Raw genomic sequence first — 14,344 nt, 5'->3', positions numbered from 1 at the left:
GCGCGACGGTGTTATTTTCGCGACAGGCTGATTCACACTAGCAGCGTGATCCTTTTTCAGGCGCGGGGCGGCGCCGTCAGACCCAAGGGAAAAAAGCATGGACGCCACCGATCTTGTGCTTGCGATCTTCCATCATGTGCTGGTGTTTTCACTGGCAGGGATCATCGGTGCCGAATTCGTGCTGATCCGCGGCGATCTGGCCGCTGCCACGCTCAAGCGGCTCGCCGGCATCGATCGCCACTATGGCATCATCGCCACGCTGATCATCATAGTCGGCATCGGCCGCGTCTTCTACGGCCTCAAGGGCTGGGAATTCTACGTCTACAACTGGGTGTTCTGGGCCAAGATGGCGGCGTTTGGCATGGTCGGGCTGCTGTCGATCATCCCGACCGTCCGCTTCATTTCCTGGAACAGGCAGGCAAGCGCCAATCCCTCGTTCCTGGTGCCGGCAACTGAGCTTGCGTCCGTGAAGACCTATATCCGCGCCGAGGCTTTCATCTTCCTGCTGATCCCGGTCTTCGCCGCGGCGATGGCACGCGGCTACGGCTACTGATCTGCCGCTGAAGCCATTTCAAGGGGCGCGATCGGCACCAGCGGTGCCGGTACGTCGGTCGTCTTCACCTCGGCCTTGCAAATGTCGGCGATGACGCAGGCCGTGCAATCCGGCTTGCGCGCCTTGCAGACATAGCGGCCATGCAGGATCAGCCAGTGATGCGCGTGGCGCATATATTCGTCCGGGATGATCTTGAGCAGCCCCTGCTCGACCTGTTCCGGTGTCTTGCCGGGCGCCAGCCCGAGCCGGTTGCCGATGCGGAAGATATGCGTGTCGACAGCCATCGTGTGCTGGCCGAAGGCCATGTTGAGCACGACATTGGCGGTCTTGCGCCCGACGCCCGGCAGCTTGACCAATTCATCGCGGTCGTCAGGCACCTCGCCGCCATAGTCGCGGATCAGCGCTTGCGACAGCGCAATCACATTCTTCGCCTTGTTGCGCCAGAGCCCGATGGTGCGGATGTACTCGCCGACCTTGGCTTCGCCCAGCGCCAGCATCTTCTGCGGCGTATCGGCGATCTTGAACAGCGCCCGCGTCGCCTTGTTAACGCCGACATCGGTCGCTTGCGCCGACAGCACCACCGCGACCAGCAGCGTGAAGGCGTTGACATGTTCGAGCTCGCCCTTCGGCTCGGGCCTCTGGACGGAAAAGCGCCGGAAGATCTCGTGCACTTCCGCCGGGCTATAGCGCGAAGTGCGCCGCACCGGGCGCGGGCGCGGCTTGGCGTTCGACCCATCGCGCCGTCCGGGCAACAGCTCTTTTTTGGACATGGAAGAATCTTTGGACTTGGGGCTCGCCATTTCCCTCCTATAATATCCCCTCATGAGCGACACAAACGCCTCGTTTCAGGCCGACGAGCCATTCTTTCAGGCGCTACTGACCCCGCATCGGTCGCTGGGCCGGACAGGTTTCTTCATCCTGATGGGCGCGCTGCTGTTCGGCTGGCTGGTGACAGGTGCGTTTTTCCTGTCGCGCGGTGCCTGGCCGGTGTTCGGCTTCTTCGGCCTCGACGTGATCGCCGTCTACATCGCCTTTCGCGTCAACTACCGGGCCGCCCGCGCACGCGAGGAAGTCTCGGTCTCGCGCACCAGCCTCGACATCCGCAAGACGGCACCCTCCGGTAAATCGGAAGCGCATCGCTTCAATCCGTTCTGGGCGCGGTTTTCGGTCGCTCGTCACACCGAGATCGGCATCACCAGGATGACGGTTGAAGGGCAAGGCCAGAACGTGCCGATCGGATCGTTCCTGGACCCAGCCTCCCGAGAAAGCTTTGCCACGGCTTTTTCACGCGCGCTGGCGACCGCCAAGACGCGCTAGAAGCAATTCCAGGAAAAGTGTGAAGCGGTTTTCCCGGGAAAAGCGCGCAGCGCTTCCCTGGGGAATTGCGGCAAAAAGTGCCTCAGAACCGATAGCGCAAAAGCCTGCCGACCTTTCGCAATGCAGGAATGTGTCTCCACAGGCGGATGAACAGTTTCGCGGACCAGCCCATGCGGGCGGCGTGTTCGGGCTTGTAGGCCGAGATGTCCTCGACGAATCGCAGCTTCGGAACAGCCAGCTCCAGTTCGTGCGGATCGTCGATGGCCCAGTGGACCTCGGCGCCCGTCGCCTTGATGGTCGGATTGAGGCGAAGCAGCTTCAGGCCGAAACGGCTGTAGGCGTCGAACATCAGCTCGCCGCTGGCAAGATGCGAGACGAGCCGCGCTAACAGGCGTGGCCCCTCTTCGGCTGGGAGATAGGGCGTCAGTCCTTCCGCCACCACGATGGCCGGGCGATTGCGCGGCACTTCAGCCAGCCAACCGGGCTCGGTCACCGACGAGGCAACCAGATGGTAATGGTCGCGCAACGGGTAAAGCTTGCGCCTGAGTTCAATGACCTCGGGGTAGTCGACATCGAACCAGTCCACGCCTTGCGGTGGATCGACACGGAAGATACGCGTATCGAGCCCGCAGCCCAGATGCAGCACGATGGCGTCAGGATTTCTGGCGAGAAAGTCCTCAACGCGGACGTCCAGCGTCTTTGCCCGGATCGCCAGGCCGACGCCGAGATTGTCGTCGACCTTGAGCCGGGAGAAATCATAGTCGATCTTGCGAACCACCTCTTCGGCGAAATGATCCCTAAGCAGCGAATCCGGCAACCGGCTCTCCAGCGCCTTGCCGTAGAGCGTCATCAGTAAGGTCTCCTTTGCCCCGGTGAGATTTACTTTTTCGCCGGCTATGAGCGACTCCTGGGCTCGAATCCCGTGTCTATCTGGGTATGCGCCGCAAGAAGGCAAGTTTCGGGTGGCGATCGACGCCCCAAGGGGCGATATTCCGGCTCAAGGAGACAGTTCCATGAGCACACACACAGCAGTCCTCAACAAGGACATCACGCCGCAAGGCAGCGACTATGAAATCGTGCGCCGTGCTATCGAGAAGATCAGCCTCGACTATCGCGACCAGCCTTCCCTCGAAGAGCTGGCCGAGGAGGTCGGCGAAACGCCGACCGGCTTGCAAAAACTCTTCACCCGCTGGGCCGGCCTGTCGCCCAAGGCCTTCCTGCAGGCGGTGACACTGGATCATGCGCGCAGGCTGCTCGATTCCGGCATGCCGCTGCTCGAGACCTCGTTCGAACTGGGCATGTCCGGCCCGGGCCGGCTGCATGACCTGTTCGTCACCCATGAGGCGATGTCGCCGGGCGACTACAAGACGCGCGGCGCCGGGCTCACCATCCGCTACGGCTACCATTCCTCGCCCTTCGGCACCGCCCTGATCATGGCCACCGACCGCGGGCTTGCCGGCCTCGCCTTCAGCGACCCCGGCGAGGAGCGCGCCGCCTTCGCCGACATGTCCAGCCGCTGGCCGAACGCCCTCTATGTCGAGGACATGACTGCCACAGGCCCCTACGCCGCGCGCATCTTCGACTCGACGCTGTGGCGCCCCGACCAACCGCTGCATGTCGTCATGATCGGCACCGACTTCCAGGTTCGTGTCTGGGAGGCGCTGCTCAAGATCCCGATGGGCAAGGCCCGCACCTATTCCTCGATCGCCGCCAGCATCGGCACGCCGTCCGCCAGCCGCGCCGTTGGTGCCGCCAACGGCGCCAATCCGCTCTCTTTCGTGGTGCCCTGCCACCGCGCCATCGGCAAATCCGGCGACCTCACCGGCTATCATTGGGGCCTGACCCGCAAGCGCGCTATCCTGGGCTGGGAAGCCGGGCAGGTGTCGTGAACATCGATTTTCCAATTATTGCCGAAGGAATATATAGATATCGACATTTAAGTATAATTAGGTTTTTCTGTTTCGTTTTGCTTGCATACAACCGAGGGCAACCTCTGGTTACCATGTTTGTTATTTTCAAATGTTATTTTAGTTAACCCTAAATTAACCACGATAAAGTGATGATGACCCATATTAATTCGGGCGATCCGGCTTAATAGGAGGTCTCGATGACGTTGTTTCGCGCCGCCTTCGGCGCAGTTCTGCTGGTTGCCAGCATAGACCAGACCGCGTTGGCCACGACGCAGAATGTCATTTTCAATGGCACAATCGCGCCGACCTGCACGCTTGTCGTTGCCACCAACGGCACGATGACGGTCAGTCCCGATCTCCAGTCCCTCAGCTCCCACAACAGCGGCGGTTCTGCCGGAACCGTGACGCTGACGACGACCGGAGGTGTGTCGCTCAGCGTCGATCCGGTCACCACCACGACGGTGCCATCGGCCGACAGCACATCGACGACCTGGACACCGACCTACTCCGCCGCTGGTGCGCACTCTATCGTTGAGACCGGCTCGGCCACCAGCATCAGCACCCCCGGCGCCGACCTCGTCTCGGTCCATCTCGCCGGCACCAAGGGCGGCAGCAACCGCTTCGCCAACGGCAACTATCAGGCAACGGTAACGCTGCGCTGCGAATGACGCCGTAGCGAAGGAGGGGTCCTTGAAACATGCTCGAATCCTGGCGACGGCACTGGCCGTCGGATTGGCGCCCATTGCCGCCAAGGCGCAGTCGATGTCGCCGATGCGTGGCGAGGTCAACAGCTTCACCGACGTCTTCGCGGTCCGCGTTTTCCCAGCCAATCCCTACGACCGGAAGATCCGGGTCGAAATACACGTCTACGACCAGGATTTTCAGCCGGTAGACGCCAGGATCTCTCCAAATGTCTTCCAGCTGGCTTCCCAGGCGTCCCGTCCTGTCCTTGTGGTCGTGCCCTTTGGCGGCGCCGCCGAGCGTAAAGTGCGTATCTGTACCGAAAGCATCCCCTTTCCCAATCAACAGACGCAGATAAGGGCACAGATATGCGGAAAGTTTTTTGGGCGCCGCAAATCCTGATAGTCGCGCTCGCGGCTGCGTCGGCGAATGTCTCGCCGGCCGGGGCCGAGGACATCTACAACCTCAACCAGAACGAGAGCGGCTTCAACCTGCCCGGTGTCACCTTGCCCCAGGGCCAGGACGAGGTCCATGCCGCGGACGGCACCACTTGCCGTTCCGCCGTGTCCGGTTCCGGCGCGTATGTCGATCTCGGCGTCATCAGAGGCAACAACCAGTCGAACAATGACGTCGCCACCTACGGCCGCGTCGTGATCCCGATCGGGCGTACGCCCAAGCGCGTCGATTGCAGCCGCCTCTACGAGCTTGAGGTCGAGCGGCTGCAGCTGGAGCTGAAACTCCTCAAAATGGGCCTTGGCGCCGACGGCCAGACGGCGAGCATTGCCGCCACCGCTCCCGCGGCTGCATCGCCCGGATGGGCCAACGAAGGCTGGAGCATCAGGACCGGAAGCGATGGCAAGAAAAAGAAGAAGAAATAGCAGCGCGCTGCTTGCCATGGCAGCACTTGCCGGCTTTTGCCTTCCGGTGCAGGCGGCGATCATCGGCACCTGCACCATCATGGTCGGGGCGTCCGGAACGATGACCGCAAATCCAGCCATCGGCATACTGGGCTCCAAACAGGCAGGCGGATCGAGTGCGAGCGCCACGATCGTGGCAAGCTCGCTGCTGTGCTCCTTGTTCAACCTGCTGGACTGCTATTCGGTTTCGGCGCCGGCGCCAGCCGCATTCTCGTCCGCGCCGAGCGGCGGCGGCACCAACGTGACCTTCGCTTCGGTCTTCCGCCTCGATGGCTCGGGGGTCGACATCAACGGAAGTGTGCCGCAGCGGGTTGTCAACGGCACCCACCCCATGCAGGTCGACCTCACCGCCACCAAGTCGAGCGGTATCTTTCCCGCCGGCAACTATCAGGGCACGGTCACCGTGCGCTGTGAATAAGCCACGATACCTCAAATCGAGCTGGACCATTCGCGTGGTCTGGCAAGCCGCAGCCTTACAGGTTAGCTTCCCGCGCTATTGGAACGACCTGCGTTCGCCCGGACGCACAAAGGCCGCTCCGACACTTTGAATTTGCGCTGCCAGGAGGCATTGCTTGATTATCGTCATCGGCTCGATCAACCTCGACCTTATCGCCAATGTCGACCGCTTGCCTAGCCCCGGCGAGACGGTGGGCGGCTCGGCCTTCACCACCGCTCCCGGCGGCAAGGGTGCCAACCAGGCGCTGGCCGCCGCGCGCGCCGGCGCTTCGGTGCGCATGGTCGGCGCCGTCGGCAAGGACAGCTTCGCTGCCGAGGCGCTGGCGCTGCTGCGCGACGGCAAGGTCGACCTGTCGGGTGTTGCCGAGACCTTCGCCTCGACCGGTACGGCGCTGATCATGGTCGGCGACGACGGCGAGAACATCATCGCCGTGGTGCCCGGCGCCAACGCTTCCGTGGTGCCTGGCGACCTCGCCAAGGCCTTCCTGAAAAAGGGCGATGTCGTCCTGCTGCAACATGAGATCCCGCTGGCGACCGTCGATGCAGCGCTTGACCAGGCAAGAGCGGCCGGCGCCATCACCGTGCTCAACACAGCCCCTTTCCAGGGCAAGGCAGCGGCCTTTCTCGCCAAGGCCGATTATGCCGTCGCCAACGAAACCGAATTCGACCTCTATGGCGAAGCGCTGGCCCTAAATGGCCGCGACCGGGCGGCACGCATGCGCGACTTCGCCGCGAAAACCGGCCGCACCATCGTCGTCACGCTCGGCGGCGATGGCGTGATGGCGGCGACGCCGAGCGATTTCCTCACCGTTCCGGCCCTGAAAATCACCCCTGTCGACACGGTCGGCGCCGGCGATACGTTCTGCGGTTATTTTGCCGCCGGGCTGTCGTCGGGCCTCACGCTCGAACAGGCGCTGGTGCGCGCCGGCGCAGCCGGCTCGCTGGCCTGCCTGAAGCCTCGCGCCCAGCCGGCGATCCCGCTGGCCAGGGATGTCGATCAGGCGTTGCAGGAAACCCATTGAGATGCTGCGCCCTCAAACGAAACATGCCGTGCCGCCGACCGGCGACATCTGCCGCCTGTCCGCGGTCGAGCTCGCCGCCGCCATCCGCCGAAAGACACTTTCCGTGCGCGAGGTGGTGACGGCATTCCTCGACCGCATCGAGGCGGTCAACCCGCTGGTCAACGCCATCGTTTCGTTGCGCGACCGCGGCGACATCTTGCGCGAAGCCGATGCCGCCGATATCAGGCGGAAAAGTGTCGAAGTCGGCCCGCTCTTCGGCCTGCCGATCGCCATCAAGGATCTCGCCTCGACCACGGGCCTCAGAACCTCCCTCGGCTCGCCGATCTTCGCCGATTTCGTGCCCCAGGAAGACGATTTCTTTGTCGAGCGCATCCGCGACGCCGGCGCCATCATCATCGGCAAGACCAACGTCCCCGAATTCGGCCTTGGCTCCAACACCTACAACAGCGTGTTCGGACCGACGCTGAACGCCTTCGATCCGGCCCTGACCGCCGGCGGCTCGAGCGGCGGCGCGGCTGTGGCGCTGGCGCTCGACATGCTGCCTGTCGCCGATGGCAGCGACTTCGGCGGCTCGCTGCGCAATCCGGCCGCCTGGAACAATGTCTATGGCTTCCGCCCGTCGCAAGGACTTGTCCCCGGCGGACCCGACTTTGAGGTTTTTCATGCGCAGATGGGCGTCGACGGGCCGATGGGCCGCAACGTCCGTGACATGGCGCTGCTACTCGATGTGCAGGCCGGTTACCACCCGCACGCGCCATTGTCCCATGAGAAACCGGGCTCGTTCCTCGAAGGGCTCGGCATGGCAGCGACTGGCGGCCGCATCGCCTGGTTTGGTGACCTCCGCGGCCATCTGCCGGTCGAACCCGGCATCCTCGATCTGTGCGAAGCAGCCCTTGGCCGGTTCGCGCAAGCGTCCTTCGTGACCGAACCGCTGCTGCCGGATTTCGACTTCGAAGCGCTGTGGCAGGCCTTCGTGACGCTGCGCCAGGCCAGCAGCGGCTGCGCGCTCAAAACCCACTATGACGATCCCGCCAAGCGCGGCCTGCTCAAGCCGGAGGCCATCTGGGAGGTGGAGAACGCAATGCGGCTGACGGCGCCGCAGATTCGCGCGGCGTCGGTCATCCGCACGTCCTGGCATCGCATGCTGCTGTCGCTCTTCGACCGCTATGATCTCATCGCGCTGCCGACCGCGCAGGTCTTCCCCTTCGATGTAAGCACGCATTGGCCCCGCGAGGTCGCCGGACGCGCAATGGACAGCTACCACCGCTGGATGCAGGTTTCCGCTTTCGCGACCTTGGGCGGCTGCCCGGCGGTCAACGTGCCGGTCGGCTTCGACGACAAGGCTAGGCCGATGGGCATGCAGCTGATCGGCCGGCCACGCGGCGACCTTGCGGTGCTGAAGGCGGCGGCGGCCTATGAGGCGACGCTGCCCTGGCAGTCCGGCGCCAGCGCCTGAGCCGCATGCACCGGCCTGTCGCGGCGCTTCGCGCATCGGCTTGCATCGGCAGCGCCGCCATGCATTGATTGTCCTCAGCTGCGCCGCATCGTCGGCATTCCCAGGGAAAAATCATGTCGCTCGAACTCTACGCCGCCTATGTCCTGGCTTGCATCGTCATCATCCTGGTACCGGGTCCGACGGTCACGCTGATCATCGCCAACAGCATTCGCCATGGCTCCCGCGCCGGTCTCGCCAATGTCGCCGGCACGCAGGCCGGGCTTGCCGTGATGATCGCCATCGTCGGCATCGGCCTCAACACGCTGATTGCGGGCATGGGCCATTGGTTCGAATGGGTCAGGCTGATCGGCGCCGCCTATCTGATCTGGATGGGCGCGCAGATGTTCCGTTCCAAGGGCATGCTGAACGCGGATGGAACCGCCAGGAAACCGCGCGGCGGCTTCTTCCTGCAGGGTCTGCTGGTGGCGCTCAGCAACCCCAAGACGCTGATCTTCTTCGGCGCCTTCTTTCCGCAGTTCATTTCGCCGCAAGGCAACTACTCGCTGCAGATCGCCGTCATGGGCCTGACCGCCATGATCTTCGCTGCCATGTCGGATTCGACCTATGCATTGGCCGCCGGCCGCGCCGGGCGTCTGCTGTCGGCCAGCCGCATCAAGCTTTTGTCGAGGATCAGCGGCAGCTTCATGGTCGGCGGCGGCCTGTGGCTGGCGTTTTCGCGATCGAAGTAAGCGCCTTTCCTTCCCCTTTGTGGGAGAAGGTGGATCGGCGCGCAGCGCCGAGACGGTTGAGGGGTGCGTGACAGATCACCGTCGGTGCCAAGCTGGAGCACCCCTCATCCGACCGAGCTACGCTCGGCCACCTTCTCCCACAAGGGGAGAAGGTAAAAGAGGGCCTTAAAGCCGCCCCAACCTCTCCACCAGCAGGGCGAAGAAGCCATCATGGTCGATGTCGCGCATCACCATGGCGTTCTTTGGCCGCTTGGTGACGCCCCACCAGTCGATCACGGTCATGCCCATGGTCAGTTCCGAATTGGTTTCCACGCTGACATTGCAGTTGCGGCCCTTGAACAGATCCGGCTTCAACAGATAGGCGATGACGCAGGGGTCGTGCAGCGGCCCGCCGTCGGTGCCGTACTTCTCCTCGTCGAAGCGCTCGAAGAATTCCAGCATCTCTGCGGTGGCGTTGCCGACCTTGGTGCCGAGCGCGCGGAAGGCCTGCGTACGCTTTGCGGTGGTCAGCGCCTTGTGGGTGACGTCGAGCGGCATCATCACGATCGGGATGCCGGATTTGAACACGACATCGGCGGCCTGCGGGTCGACATAGATGTTGAATTCGGCGGTCGGGGTGACATTGCCGCCTTCGAAGAAGCCGCCGCCCATCAGCACGATTTCCTTGATACGCGGTGCGATGCGCGGCTCGCGGATCAGCGCCAGCGCAATGTTGGTGAGCGGCCCGAGCGCGCAGAGCGTGATCGTGCCGCTCTCTTCCGTCATCAGCGTCTCGACGATGAAATCGACCGCGTATTGGTCCTGCAGCTTCATCTTTGGTTCGGGCAATTGCGGCCCGTTGAGGCCGGTCTTGCCGTGCACTTCCTCGGCAGTGACCAGTTCGCGCATCAGAGGTCGAATGGCGCCGGCATAGACCTTGATATCAGGCCGGCCGGCCAGCTCGCAGATCTTGCGGGCATTCTTTTCGGTAAGCTTCAGCGGCACGTTGCCGGCAACCGCTGTGATGCCGACGATCTCCAGTTCGGCGCTGCCGAGCGCCAGCAAAATGGCGACGGCATCATCCTGGCCGGGATCCGTGTCGATGATGATCTTGCGTGATTGGGGCATTTCAATTCCTTGTTTGGCGAGGCGGTGGACCTGAATGAATCTGATCGAAACATCCAAATGACGCCGAGGCGGCAGCGAGCTGCGATGTCGAACCGCTCGACCGGGGAAGACAATCCCGACCTGCGCGCTTCTCCTTGCATCTGCTTGCCGTTTCAAGCCCCATGTCGATCATTCCTGTGAGTCCACGACCTGGTCTTTTTGGGCGGGTCTTTTGACGGCTTGAACTTGGTCGCGGGGCGGACCATATCAAGACCATCGGGAAAAATGCCATCTGGGTTTTTCCACTTTATGTCGCTCTTGAGAGGACAGTGTAACATGAGCCGAATGACGCCCTTTTCCAGCCCGCTTCTCCTTGGTTTCGACGCCATGGAAAAGACCCTGGAACGCTTGGCGAAGTCCGGTGACAGCTACCCTCCCTACAACATCGAACGCCTCAGCGGCGCCGACGGCAAGACCGAAAGGTTGCGCATCACATTGGCGGTCGCCGGTTTCGCCGAAAGCGATCTCGATGTCACGACGGAGGAAAACCAGCTGGTCGTGCGCGGCCGTCAGACCGACGACACCGAGCGCGAATTTCTTCATCGCGGCATCGCCGCGCGCCAGTTCCAGCGCTGTTTCGTGCTGGCCGACGGCATGCGGGTGATCGCGGCGGAGCTGAAGAACGGCCTTTTGTCGATCGACCTCGATCGGCCGGAGTCCGAACGGCTGGTACGGAAAATAAACATATCGGTGAAAGACTGATTTTTACCGATGGCTCTCATGCGGGATGGCCTTGAGCGGCGTCCTCGCGCCAAGGAGGCTTTGAAATGACCAGAACTGAAAATATCACCATGACCAATGGCGAATTCGCCCATCTCGGCGAGGGCTCGGTCGCTTATCTCAGAAAGGTCTCGAGCGACGAATTGCTCGGCCGTTTCCCGAATCTCGGCGAAATCGCTCCCGGCATGGAACTGTGGGCGCTGTTTGCCGCCAATGGCCAGCCGATCCTGCTTTCCGACGCGCGTGACCGCGCTTTGGCCGGCGCCATGGAAAACGACCTGACCACGGTCGCCATTCACTGACAGCAATTTCCGGCTGAAACGGAGAGGGCCGCCCATGGCGGCCCTTGAGGTCGTCTCAATTCAAAGCAATTCCAGGAAAAGTGTGTAACGGTTTTCCGTCCGGAATTGCGTAAAAACAGATAATATCAGGCCGCGTGCGAGGCCTGGGTGTCCGACAGCAGCGCATGGATCGCCGCGGCGTCGCGCGTACCCCTGATCTTGGCCACCGTGTCGGCGTCGCGCAGCACCCGCGCGATGCGCGACAAAGCCTTGAGATGGTCGGCGCCCGCCCCTTCCGGCGCCAGCAGCAGAAACACCAGATCGACCGGCTGATCGTCCAGCGATTCGAAATCGACAGGCGTCTCCAGTCGGGCGAAAACCCCAGCGATGCGCTTCACGCCGGCCAGCTTGCCGTGCGGAATGGCGATGCCGTTGCCGACGCCGGTCGAGCCCAGCCGCTCACGCTGCAGGATGGTGTCGAACACTTCCCGCTCCGGAATGCCCGAAATCGCAGCTGCCCGTTCGGACAGCAATTGCAGCAGCTGCTTCTTGGAGTTCGCCTTCAACGCCGGCAATATCGCCGGAACGTTGATAAGATCGCTCAGATCCATGCTTGAAAATCCCTTGTTCGCCTGCCGTCACCAGTCCTCACCCTCGTGCGGCCGGCTTTTATCCCCGTGCGACTCCTGTCGTCACGCCCGTGCGACTGTTGTCGTCACGCTTGTGCGACCTTGGTCGTGGACGGGTCGATCCAGCCGATGTTTCCATCGGGCCGGCGATAGACGATGTTGAGATGGTCGTTTCCGGCGTTGCGGAAGACGAAGACCGGGCTGTCCTTGGTGTCGAGCTCGATGACCGCCGACGCCACCGACATGGTCTTCAGCGTCATGGTTGATTCGGCGACGATGGCGGGGGCGAAATTCTCCGGAATGTCCTCGTCGTCATCGGCAAGCGGCGCCATCACCGTATAGGCAATGTCGGTCGGATCGCCATTGGCGGCGCCCGAATTGTGCGATTTCAGCCGACGCTTGTAACGCCTCAACCGGGTCTCCAGACGATCCGCCGCCGCCTCGAAGGCAAGCGTCGGATCCTGGGCATCGCCGGTGGCCTGCAGCGAAGCGCCGGAATCCAGCCGGATCATGCAATCCGCCGAATAGCGCGAGCCCGATTTGATGACCGTGACGTGTCCGGCAAAGCCACGATCGAAATATTTGCCGATCGCTTCGCCGACACGATCGTTGATGCGTGTGCGGAACGCATCGCCGATATCCATGTGTTTTCCCGATATGCGCAAATTCATCTGAAAACTGACCTTCCTTGCTCAGGCTTCAAACTGGCCCGAGTTTATACTCGTGATCCGTGCGCACAAGCTTTGCGGCGTCACTCGCGCCGATTTTAAATCCGAACTTTCCGGTTGATCACAAGCCGCCCTTTGACCGTCCCGAGGCCAACGTCGTGACGGACCATCCGCATGCAGGCTTCTAGCCCGTCTCATGCGGGCGGGCTTCTAGCCACTTCACCGCGGCTTGTCAATGAAGTGCGGGCCTGTGGAAAATCGGACCGCCTCAGCGCCCGGCGCTGGCCAGCGCCCGTTTCTCGCGTCGGCGCTGCACCGAGGAGGGAATATTCATGCCTTCCCGGTACTTGGCGACCGTGCGCCTGGCAATATCGACGCCGCTCTCGCGCAACATGTCAACGATGGCATCGTCGGAAAGCACGTCGACCGGTTTTTCCTCGTCGATCAATTGCTTGATGCGATCACGCACGGCTTCCGAGGAATGCGCATCGCCGCCGCCCGACGCGGCGATCGAGGCGGTGAAGAAGTACCGCAGCTCGAACACGCCGCGCGGCGTCAGCATGTATTTGTTCGCGGTAACCCGGCTGACCGTCGATTCGTGCATGCCGATGGCATCGGCCACCGTGCGCAGGTTGAGCGGTTTCAACTGGCGCACGCCATGGACGAGGAAGGCATCCTGCTGGCGAACGATTTCCGAGGCGACCTTGAGGATGGTCTTCGCCCGCTGGTCGAGGCTGCGCGTCAGCCAGTTGGCGTTCTGCAGGCATTCGGCCAGAAAATCCTTTTCCGCCTGATTCTTCGCCTGCGGCGAGACCTGGGCGAAATAGATATGGTCGACCAAAACGCGCGGCAGCGTTTCGGCATTGAGTTCGACCGTCCAACTGCCGTCATTGGCCGCACGCACCTCGACATCGGCGACGATCGCGTCGCTGGCGCCGCCCGAAAACGCCATCCCCGGCCGGGGATCGAGTGCCCGGATCTCGGCCAGCATGTCGAGCAGGTCCTCCTCGTCGACACCGCAGATCCGTTTCAATGCGTGGAAATCGCGCCGTCCCAGCAGTTCGAGATTGGCGATCAGCGCCTTCATTGCCGGATCGAGCCGGTCCCGCACGGCAAGCTGCAGCGACAGGCATTCGGCGAGGTCCCGGGCGAACAGGCCGGCCGGCTCGAAAGTCTGGCACACAGCCAGCACCTTACCCACCGCGGCGGCGTCCGTACCGAGACGAGCAGCGATCTCGGCCATGTCGGCGCGCAAATAGCCGCTTTCGTCGAGGCCGTCGGCGAGGTCGGCGGCGATCAGCCGCGCGGCCGGGTCGGCGAAGGCGAGCGCGACCTGTTCGCCGACATGGTCACGCAGCGTGATCGCCGCAGCCGCCATGTCGCCGGCGTCAAAACCCTCGGATGAGGAACTCGCGCCATTTCCGGAAGCCGATTTCCATTGCGCCGTCAGGTCCGGACCGAGCCGCTCACTGGTGCCCGGATCGTCGGGAAACAGGTTTTCCAGCGACGTGTCGAGCTTGTCCGAGATCGCCTCGGCGCTCCACTGCGTCTCGTTTTCGAACCAGTCGCCGTCAGTGGTGGTTTGCGGCTCCGCCTCGATCTTCTGCGCCTGGTCGCCGGCGGCATCGTCCTGCGGTTCGGCGCGCTCCAGCAGCGGATTGCGCTCGATTTCCTCGTCGATGAAATGCTCGAGCTCGACATGGGTGAACTGCAGCAGCCGAATCGACTGCATCAGCTGCGGCGTCATCACCAGCGACTGCGATTGTCGTAGCTGTAGTTTGGCCGCCAACGCCATGGTTCGGTTTCAAACGCCTCGTCTACGCATCCGGACTTCCGGAAGAGAATTTTGCAGCCGGCCAT

The 14,344-nt window shown here is 62.7% G+C and carries 18 protein-coding genes; 12 read left to right on the top strand and 6 right to left on the bottom strand.

From position 1 onward, the window contains the following. Positions 1 to 97: 97 nt before the first annotated feature. On the top strand, positions 98 to 553 hold the full coding sequence (locus C8D77_RS01660) for a DUF2214 family protein (protein WP_109658858.1): 456 nt from the start codon (positions 98 to 100) through the stop codon (positions 551 to 553). On the opposite strand, the gene nth is transcribed toward C8D77_RS01660, so the two are convergent. Next, the gene (nth, locus tag C8D77_RS01655; RefSeq protein WP_109658857.1) at positions 547 to 1,353 is read right to left on the bottom strand and encodes an endonuclease III; all 807 of its coding nucleotides are present in this window, start codon (positions 1,351 to 1,353) and stop codon (positions 547 to 549) included. The genes C8D77_RS01660 and nth overlap by 7 nt on opposite strands. Positions 1,354 to 1,375: 22 nt before the next feature. On the opposite strand from nth, the gene C8D77_RS01650 reads away from it, so the two are divergent. Continuing rightward, the gene (locus C8D77_RS01650) at positions 1,376 to 1,870 is read left to right on the top strand and encodes a DUF2244 domain-containing protein (protein WP_109658856.1); all 495 of its coding nucleotides are present in this window, start codon (positions 1,376 to 1,378) and stop codon (positions 1,868 to 1,870) included. Positions 1,871 to 1,952: 82 nt separating this feature from the next. On the opposite strand, the gene C8D77_RS01645 is transcribed toward C8D77_RS01650, so the two are convergent. Beyond that, entirely contained in the window at positions 1,953 to 2,720 is a 768-nt protein-coding gene (locus C8D77_RS01645) for a class I SAM-dependent methyltransferase (protein WP_245951599.1), read from the bottom strand. A gap of 163 nt (positions 2,721 to 2,883) precedes the next feature. On the opposite strand from C8D77_RS01645, the gene C8D77_RS01640 reads away from it, so the two are divergent. The 8 genes from C8D77_RS01640 (at position 2,884) to C8D77_RS01605 (ending at position 9,040) form a co-directional block, all read left to right on the top strand. Then, on the top strand, positions 2,884 to 3,759 hold the full coding sequence (locus C8D77_RS01640; RefSeq protein WP_109658855.1) for a methylated-DNA--[protein]-cysteine S-methyltransferase: 876 nt from the start codon (positions 2,884 to 2,886) through the stop codon (positions 3,757 to 3,759). A 218-nt stretch (positions 3,760 to 3,977) separates the two neighbouring features. Further along, positions 3,978 to 4,448 carry a hypothetical protein gene (locus C8D77_RS01635; RefSeq protein WP_109658854.1) on the top strand — a complete coding sequence of 157 codons (471 nt, stop codon included), beginning with the start codon at positions 3,978 to 3,980 and terminating at the stop codon, positions 4,446 to 4,448. Between the two features lie 22 nt (positions 4,449 to 4,470). After that, on the top strand, positions 4,471 to 4,863 hold the full coding sequence (locus C8D77_RS01630) for a hypothetical protein (protein ID WP_109658853.1): 393 nt from the start codon (positions 4,471 to 4,473) through the stop codon (positions 4,861 to 4,863). Continuing rightward, positions 4,830 to 5,339: a hypothetical protein gene (locus C8D77_RS01625; protein ID WP_109658852.1), complete on the top strand. Its 510-nt coding sequence runs from the start codon at positions 4,830 to 4,832 to the stop codon at positions 5,337 to 5,339. The genes C8D77_RS01630 and C8D77_RS01625 overlap by 34 nt, the downstream gene beginning before the upstream one ends. Beyond that, positions 5,314 to 5,796: a hypothetical protein gene (locus C8D77_RS01620; protein ID WP_109658851.1), complete on the top strand. Its 483-nt coding sequence runs from the start codon at positions 5,314 to 5,316 to the stop codon at positions 5,794 to 5,796. The genes C8D77_RS01625 and C8D77_RS01620 overlap by 26 nt, the downstream gene beginning before the upstream one ends. Before the next feature lie 154 nt (positions 5,797 to 5,950). Next, the gene (locus tag C8D77_RS01615; protein ID WP_109658850.1) at positions 5,951 to 6,856 is read left to right on the top strand and encodes a ribokinase; all 906 of its coding nucleotides are present in this window, start codon (positions 5,951 to 5,953) and stop codon (positions 6,854 to 6,856) included. A 1-nt stretch (position 6,857) separates the two neighbouring features. Next, entirely contained in the window at positions 6,858 to 8,312 is a 1,455-nt protein-coding gene (locus C8D77_RS01610) for an amidase (RefSeq protein ID WP_109658849.1), read from the top strand. 113 nt (positions 8,313 to 8,425) lie between these two features. Continuing rightward, positions 8,426 to 9,040, top strand: a complete 615-nt coding sequence (locus C8D77_RS01605; RefSeq protein ID WP_109658848.1) for a LysE family translocator — start codon at positions 8,426 to 8,428, stop codon at positions 9,038 to 9,040. 165 nt (positions 9,041 to 9,205) lie between these two features. Here C8D77_RS01605 and C8D77_RS01600 read toward each other — a convergent pair whose 3' ends face one another. Next, positions 9,206 to 10,147 carry a nucleoside hydrolase gene (locus C8D77_RS01600; RefSeq protein ID WP_109661145.1) on the bottom strand — a complete coding sequence of 314 codons (942 nt, stop codon included), beginning with the start codon at positions 10,145 to 10,147 and terminating at the stop codon, positions 9,206 to 9,208. A 315-nt stretch (positions 10,148 to 10,462) separates the two neighbouring features. On the opposite strand from C8D77_RS01600, the gene C8D77_RS01595 reads away from it, so the two are divergent. After that, the gene (locus C8D77_RS01595) at positions 10,463 to 10,888 is read left to right on the top strand and encodes an Hsp20 family protein (RefSeq protein ID WP_023760739.1); all 426 of its coding nucleotides are present in this window, start codon (positions 10,463 to 10,465) and stop codon (positions 10,886 to 10,888) included. Positions 10,889 to 10,953: 65 nt separating this feature from the next. Further along, entirely contained in the window at positions 10,954 to 11,208 is a 255-nt protein-coding gene (locus C8D77_RS01590; RefSeq protein WP_023760740.1) for a BQ00720 family protein, read from the top strand. Positions 11,209 to 11,333: 125 nt separating this feature from the next. Here the strand turns inward: C8D77_RS01590 and ptsN are convergent, their stop codons facing one another. From ptsN to rpoN, 3 genes are all read right to left on the bottom strand, one after another. Beyond that, positions 11,334 to 11,798, bottom strand: a complete 465-nt coding sequence (gene ptsN / locus C8D77_RS01585) for a PTS IIA-like nitrogen regulatory protein PtsN (protein WP_013529589.1) — start codon at positions 11,796 to 11,798, stop codon at positions 11,334 to 11,336. A 104-nt stretch (positions 11,799 to 11,902) separates the two neighbouring features. Beyond that, positions 11,903 to 12,487: a ribosome hibernation-promoting factor, HPF/YfiA family gene (gene hpf, locus C8D77_RS01580; protein WP_109658847.1), complete on the bottom strand. Its 585-nt coding sequence runs from the start codon at positions 12,485 to 12,487 to the stop codon at positions 11,903 to 11,905. A 265-nt stretch (positions 12,488 to 12,752) separates the two neighbouring features. After that, positions 12,753 to 14,279 carry an RNA polymerase factor sigma-54 gene (rpoN, locus tag C8D77_RS01575; RefSeq protein WP_109658846.1) on the bottom strand — a complete coding sequence of 509 codons (1,527 nt, stop codon included), beginning with the start codon at positions 14,277 to 14,279 and terminating at the stop codon, positions 12,753 to 12,755. Between the last annotated feature and the right edge of the window lie 65 nt (positions 14,280 to 14,344).

This window comes from Mesorhizobium loti, from assembly GCF_003148495.1.
Classification (GTDB): Bacteria; Pseudomonadota; Alphaproteobacteria; order Rhizobiales; family Rhizobiaceae; genus Mesorhizobium; species Mesorhizobium loti.
The sequence above is the reverse complement of the archived record's forward strand: the minus strand, read 5'-3'. Positions and strand labels throughout refer to the sequence as shown.

What these genes read in the sequence shown, in the direction of transcription:
- C8D77_RS01660 (WP_109658858.1), top strand. Translation starts at nt 98, where the DNA reads ATGGACGCCACCGATCTTGTGCTTGCGATCTTCCATCATGTGCTGGTG.
- nth (WP_109658857.1), bottom strand. Translation starts at nt 1,353, where the DNA reads ATGGCGAGCCCCAAGTCCAAAGATTCTTCCATGTCCAAAAAAGAGCTG.
- C8D77_RS01650 (WP_109658856.1), top strand. Translation starts at nt 1,376, where the DNA reads ATGAGCGACACAAACGCCTCGTTTCAGGCCGACGAGCCATTCTTTCAG.
- C8D77_RS01645 (WP_245951599.1), bottom strand. Translation starts at nt 2,720, where the DNA reads ATGACGCTCTACGGCAAGGCGCTGGAGAGCCGGTTGCCGGATTCGCTG.
- C8D77_RS01640 (WP_109658855.1), top strand. Translation starts at nt 2,884, where the DNA reads ATGAGCACACACACAGCAGTCCTCAACAAGGACATCACGCCGCAAGGC.
- C8D77_RS01635 (WP_109658854.1), top strand. Translation starts at nt 3,978, where the DNA reads ATGACGTTGTTTCGCGCCGCCTTCGGCGCAGTTCTGCTGGTTGCCAGC.
- C8D77_RS01625 (WP_109658852.1), top strand. Translation starts at nt 4,830, where the DNA reads ATGCGGAAAGTTTTTTGGGCGCCGCAAATCCTGATAGTCGCGCTCGCG.
- C8D77_RS01620 (WP_109658851.1), top strand. Translation starts at nt 5,314, where the DNA reads ATGGCAAGAAAAAGAAGAAGAAATAGCAGCGCGCTGCTTGCCATGGCA.
- C8D77_RS01610 (WP_109658849.1), top strand. Translation starts at nt 6,858, where the DNA reads ATGCTGCGCCCTCAAACGAAACATGCCGTGCCGCCGACCGGCGACATC.
- C8D77_RS01605 (WP_109658848.1), top strand. Translation starts at nt 8,426, where the DNA reads ATGTCGCTCGAACTCTACGCCGCCTATGTCCTGGCTTGCATCGTCATC.
- C8D77_RS01600 (WP_109661145.1), bottom strand. Translation starts at nt 10,147, where the DNA reads ATGCCCCAATCACGCAAGATCATCATCGACACGGATCCCGGCCAGGAT.
- C8D77_RS01595 (WP_023760739.1), top strand. Translation starts at nt 10,463, where the DNA reads ATGAGCCGAATGACGCCCTTTTCCAGCCCGCTTCTCCTTGGTTTCGAC.
- C8D77_RS01590 (WP_023760740.1), top strand. Translation starts at nt 10,954, where the DNA reads ATGACCAGAACTGAAAATATCACCATGACCAATGGCGAATTCGCCCAT.
- ptsN (WP_013529589.1), bottom strand. Translation starts at nt 11,798, where the DNA reads ATGGATCTGAGCGATCTTATCAACGTTCCGGCGATATTGCCGGCGTTG.
- hpf (WP_109658847.1), bottom strand. Translation starts at nt 12,487, where the DNA reads ATGAATTTGCGCATATCGGGAAAACACATGGATATCGGCGATGCGTTC.
- rpoN (WP_109658846.1), bottom strand. Translation starts at nt 14,279, where the DNA reads ATGGCGTTGGCGGCCAAACTACAGCTACGACAATCGCAGTCGCTGGTG.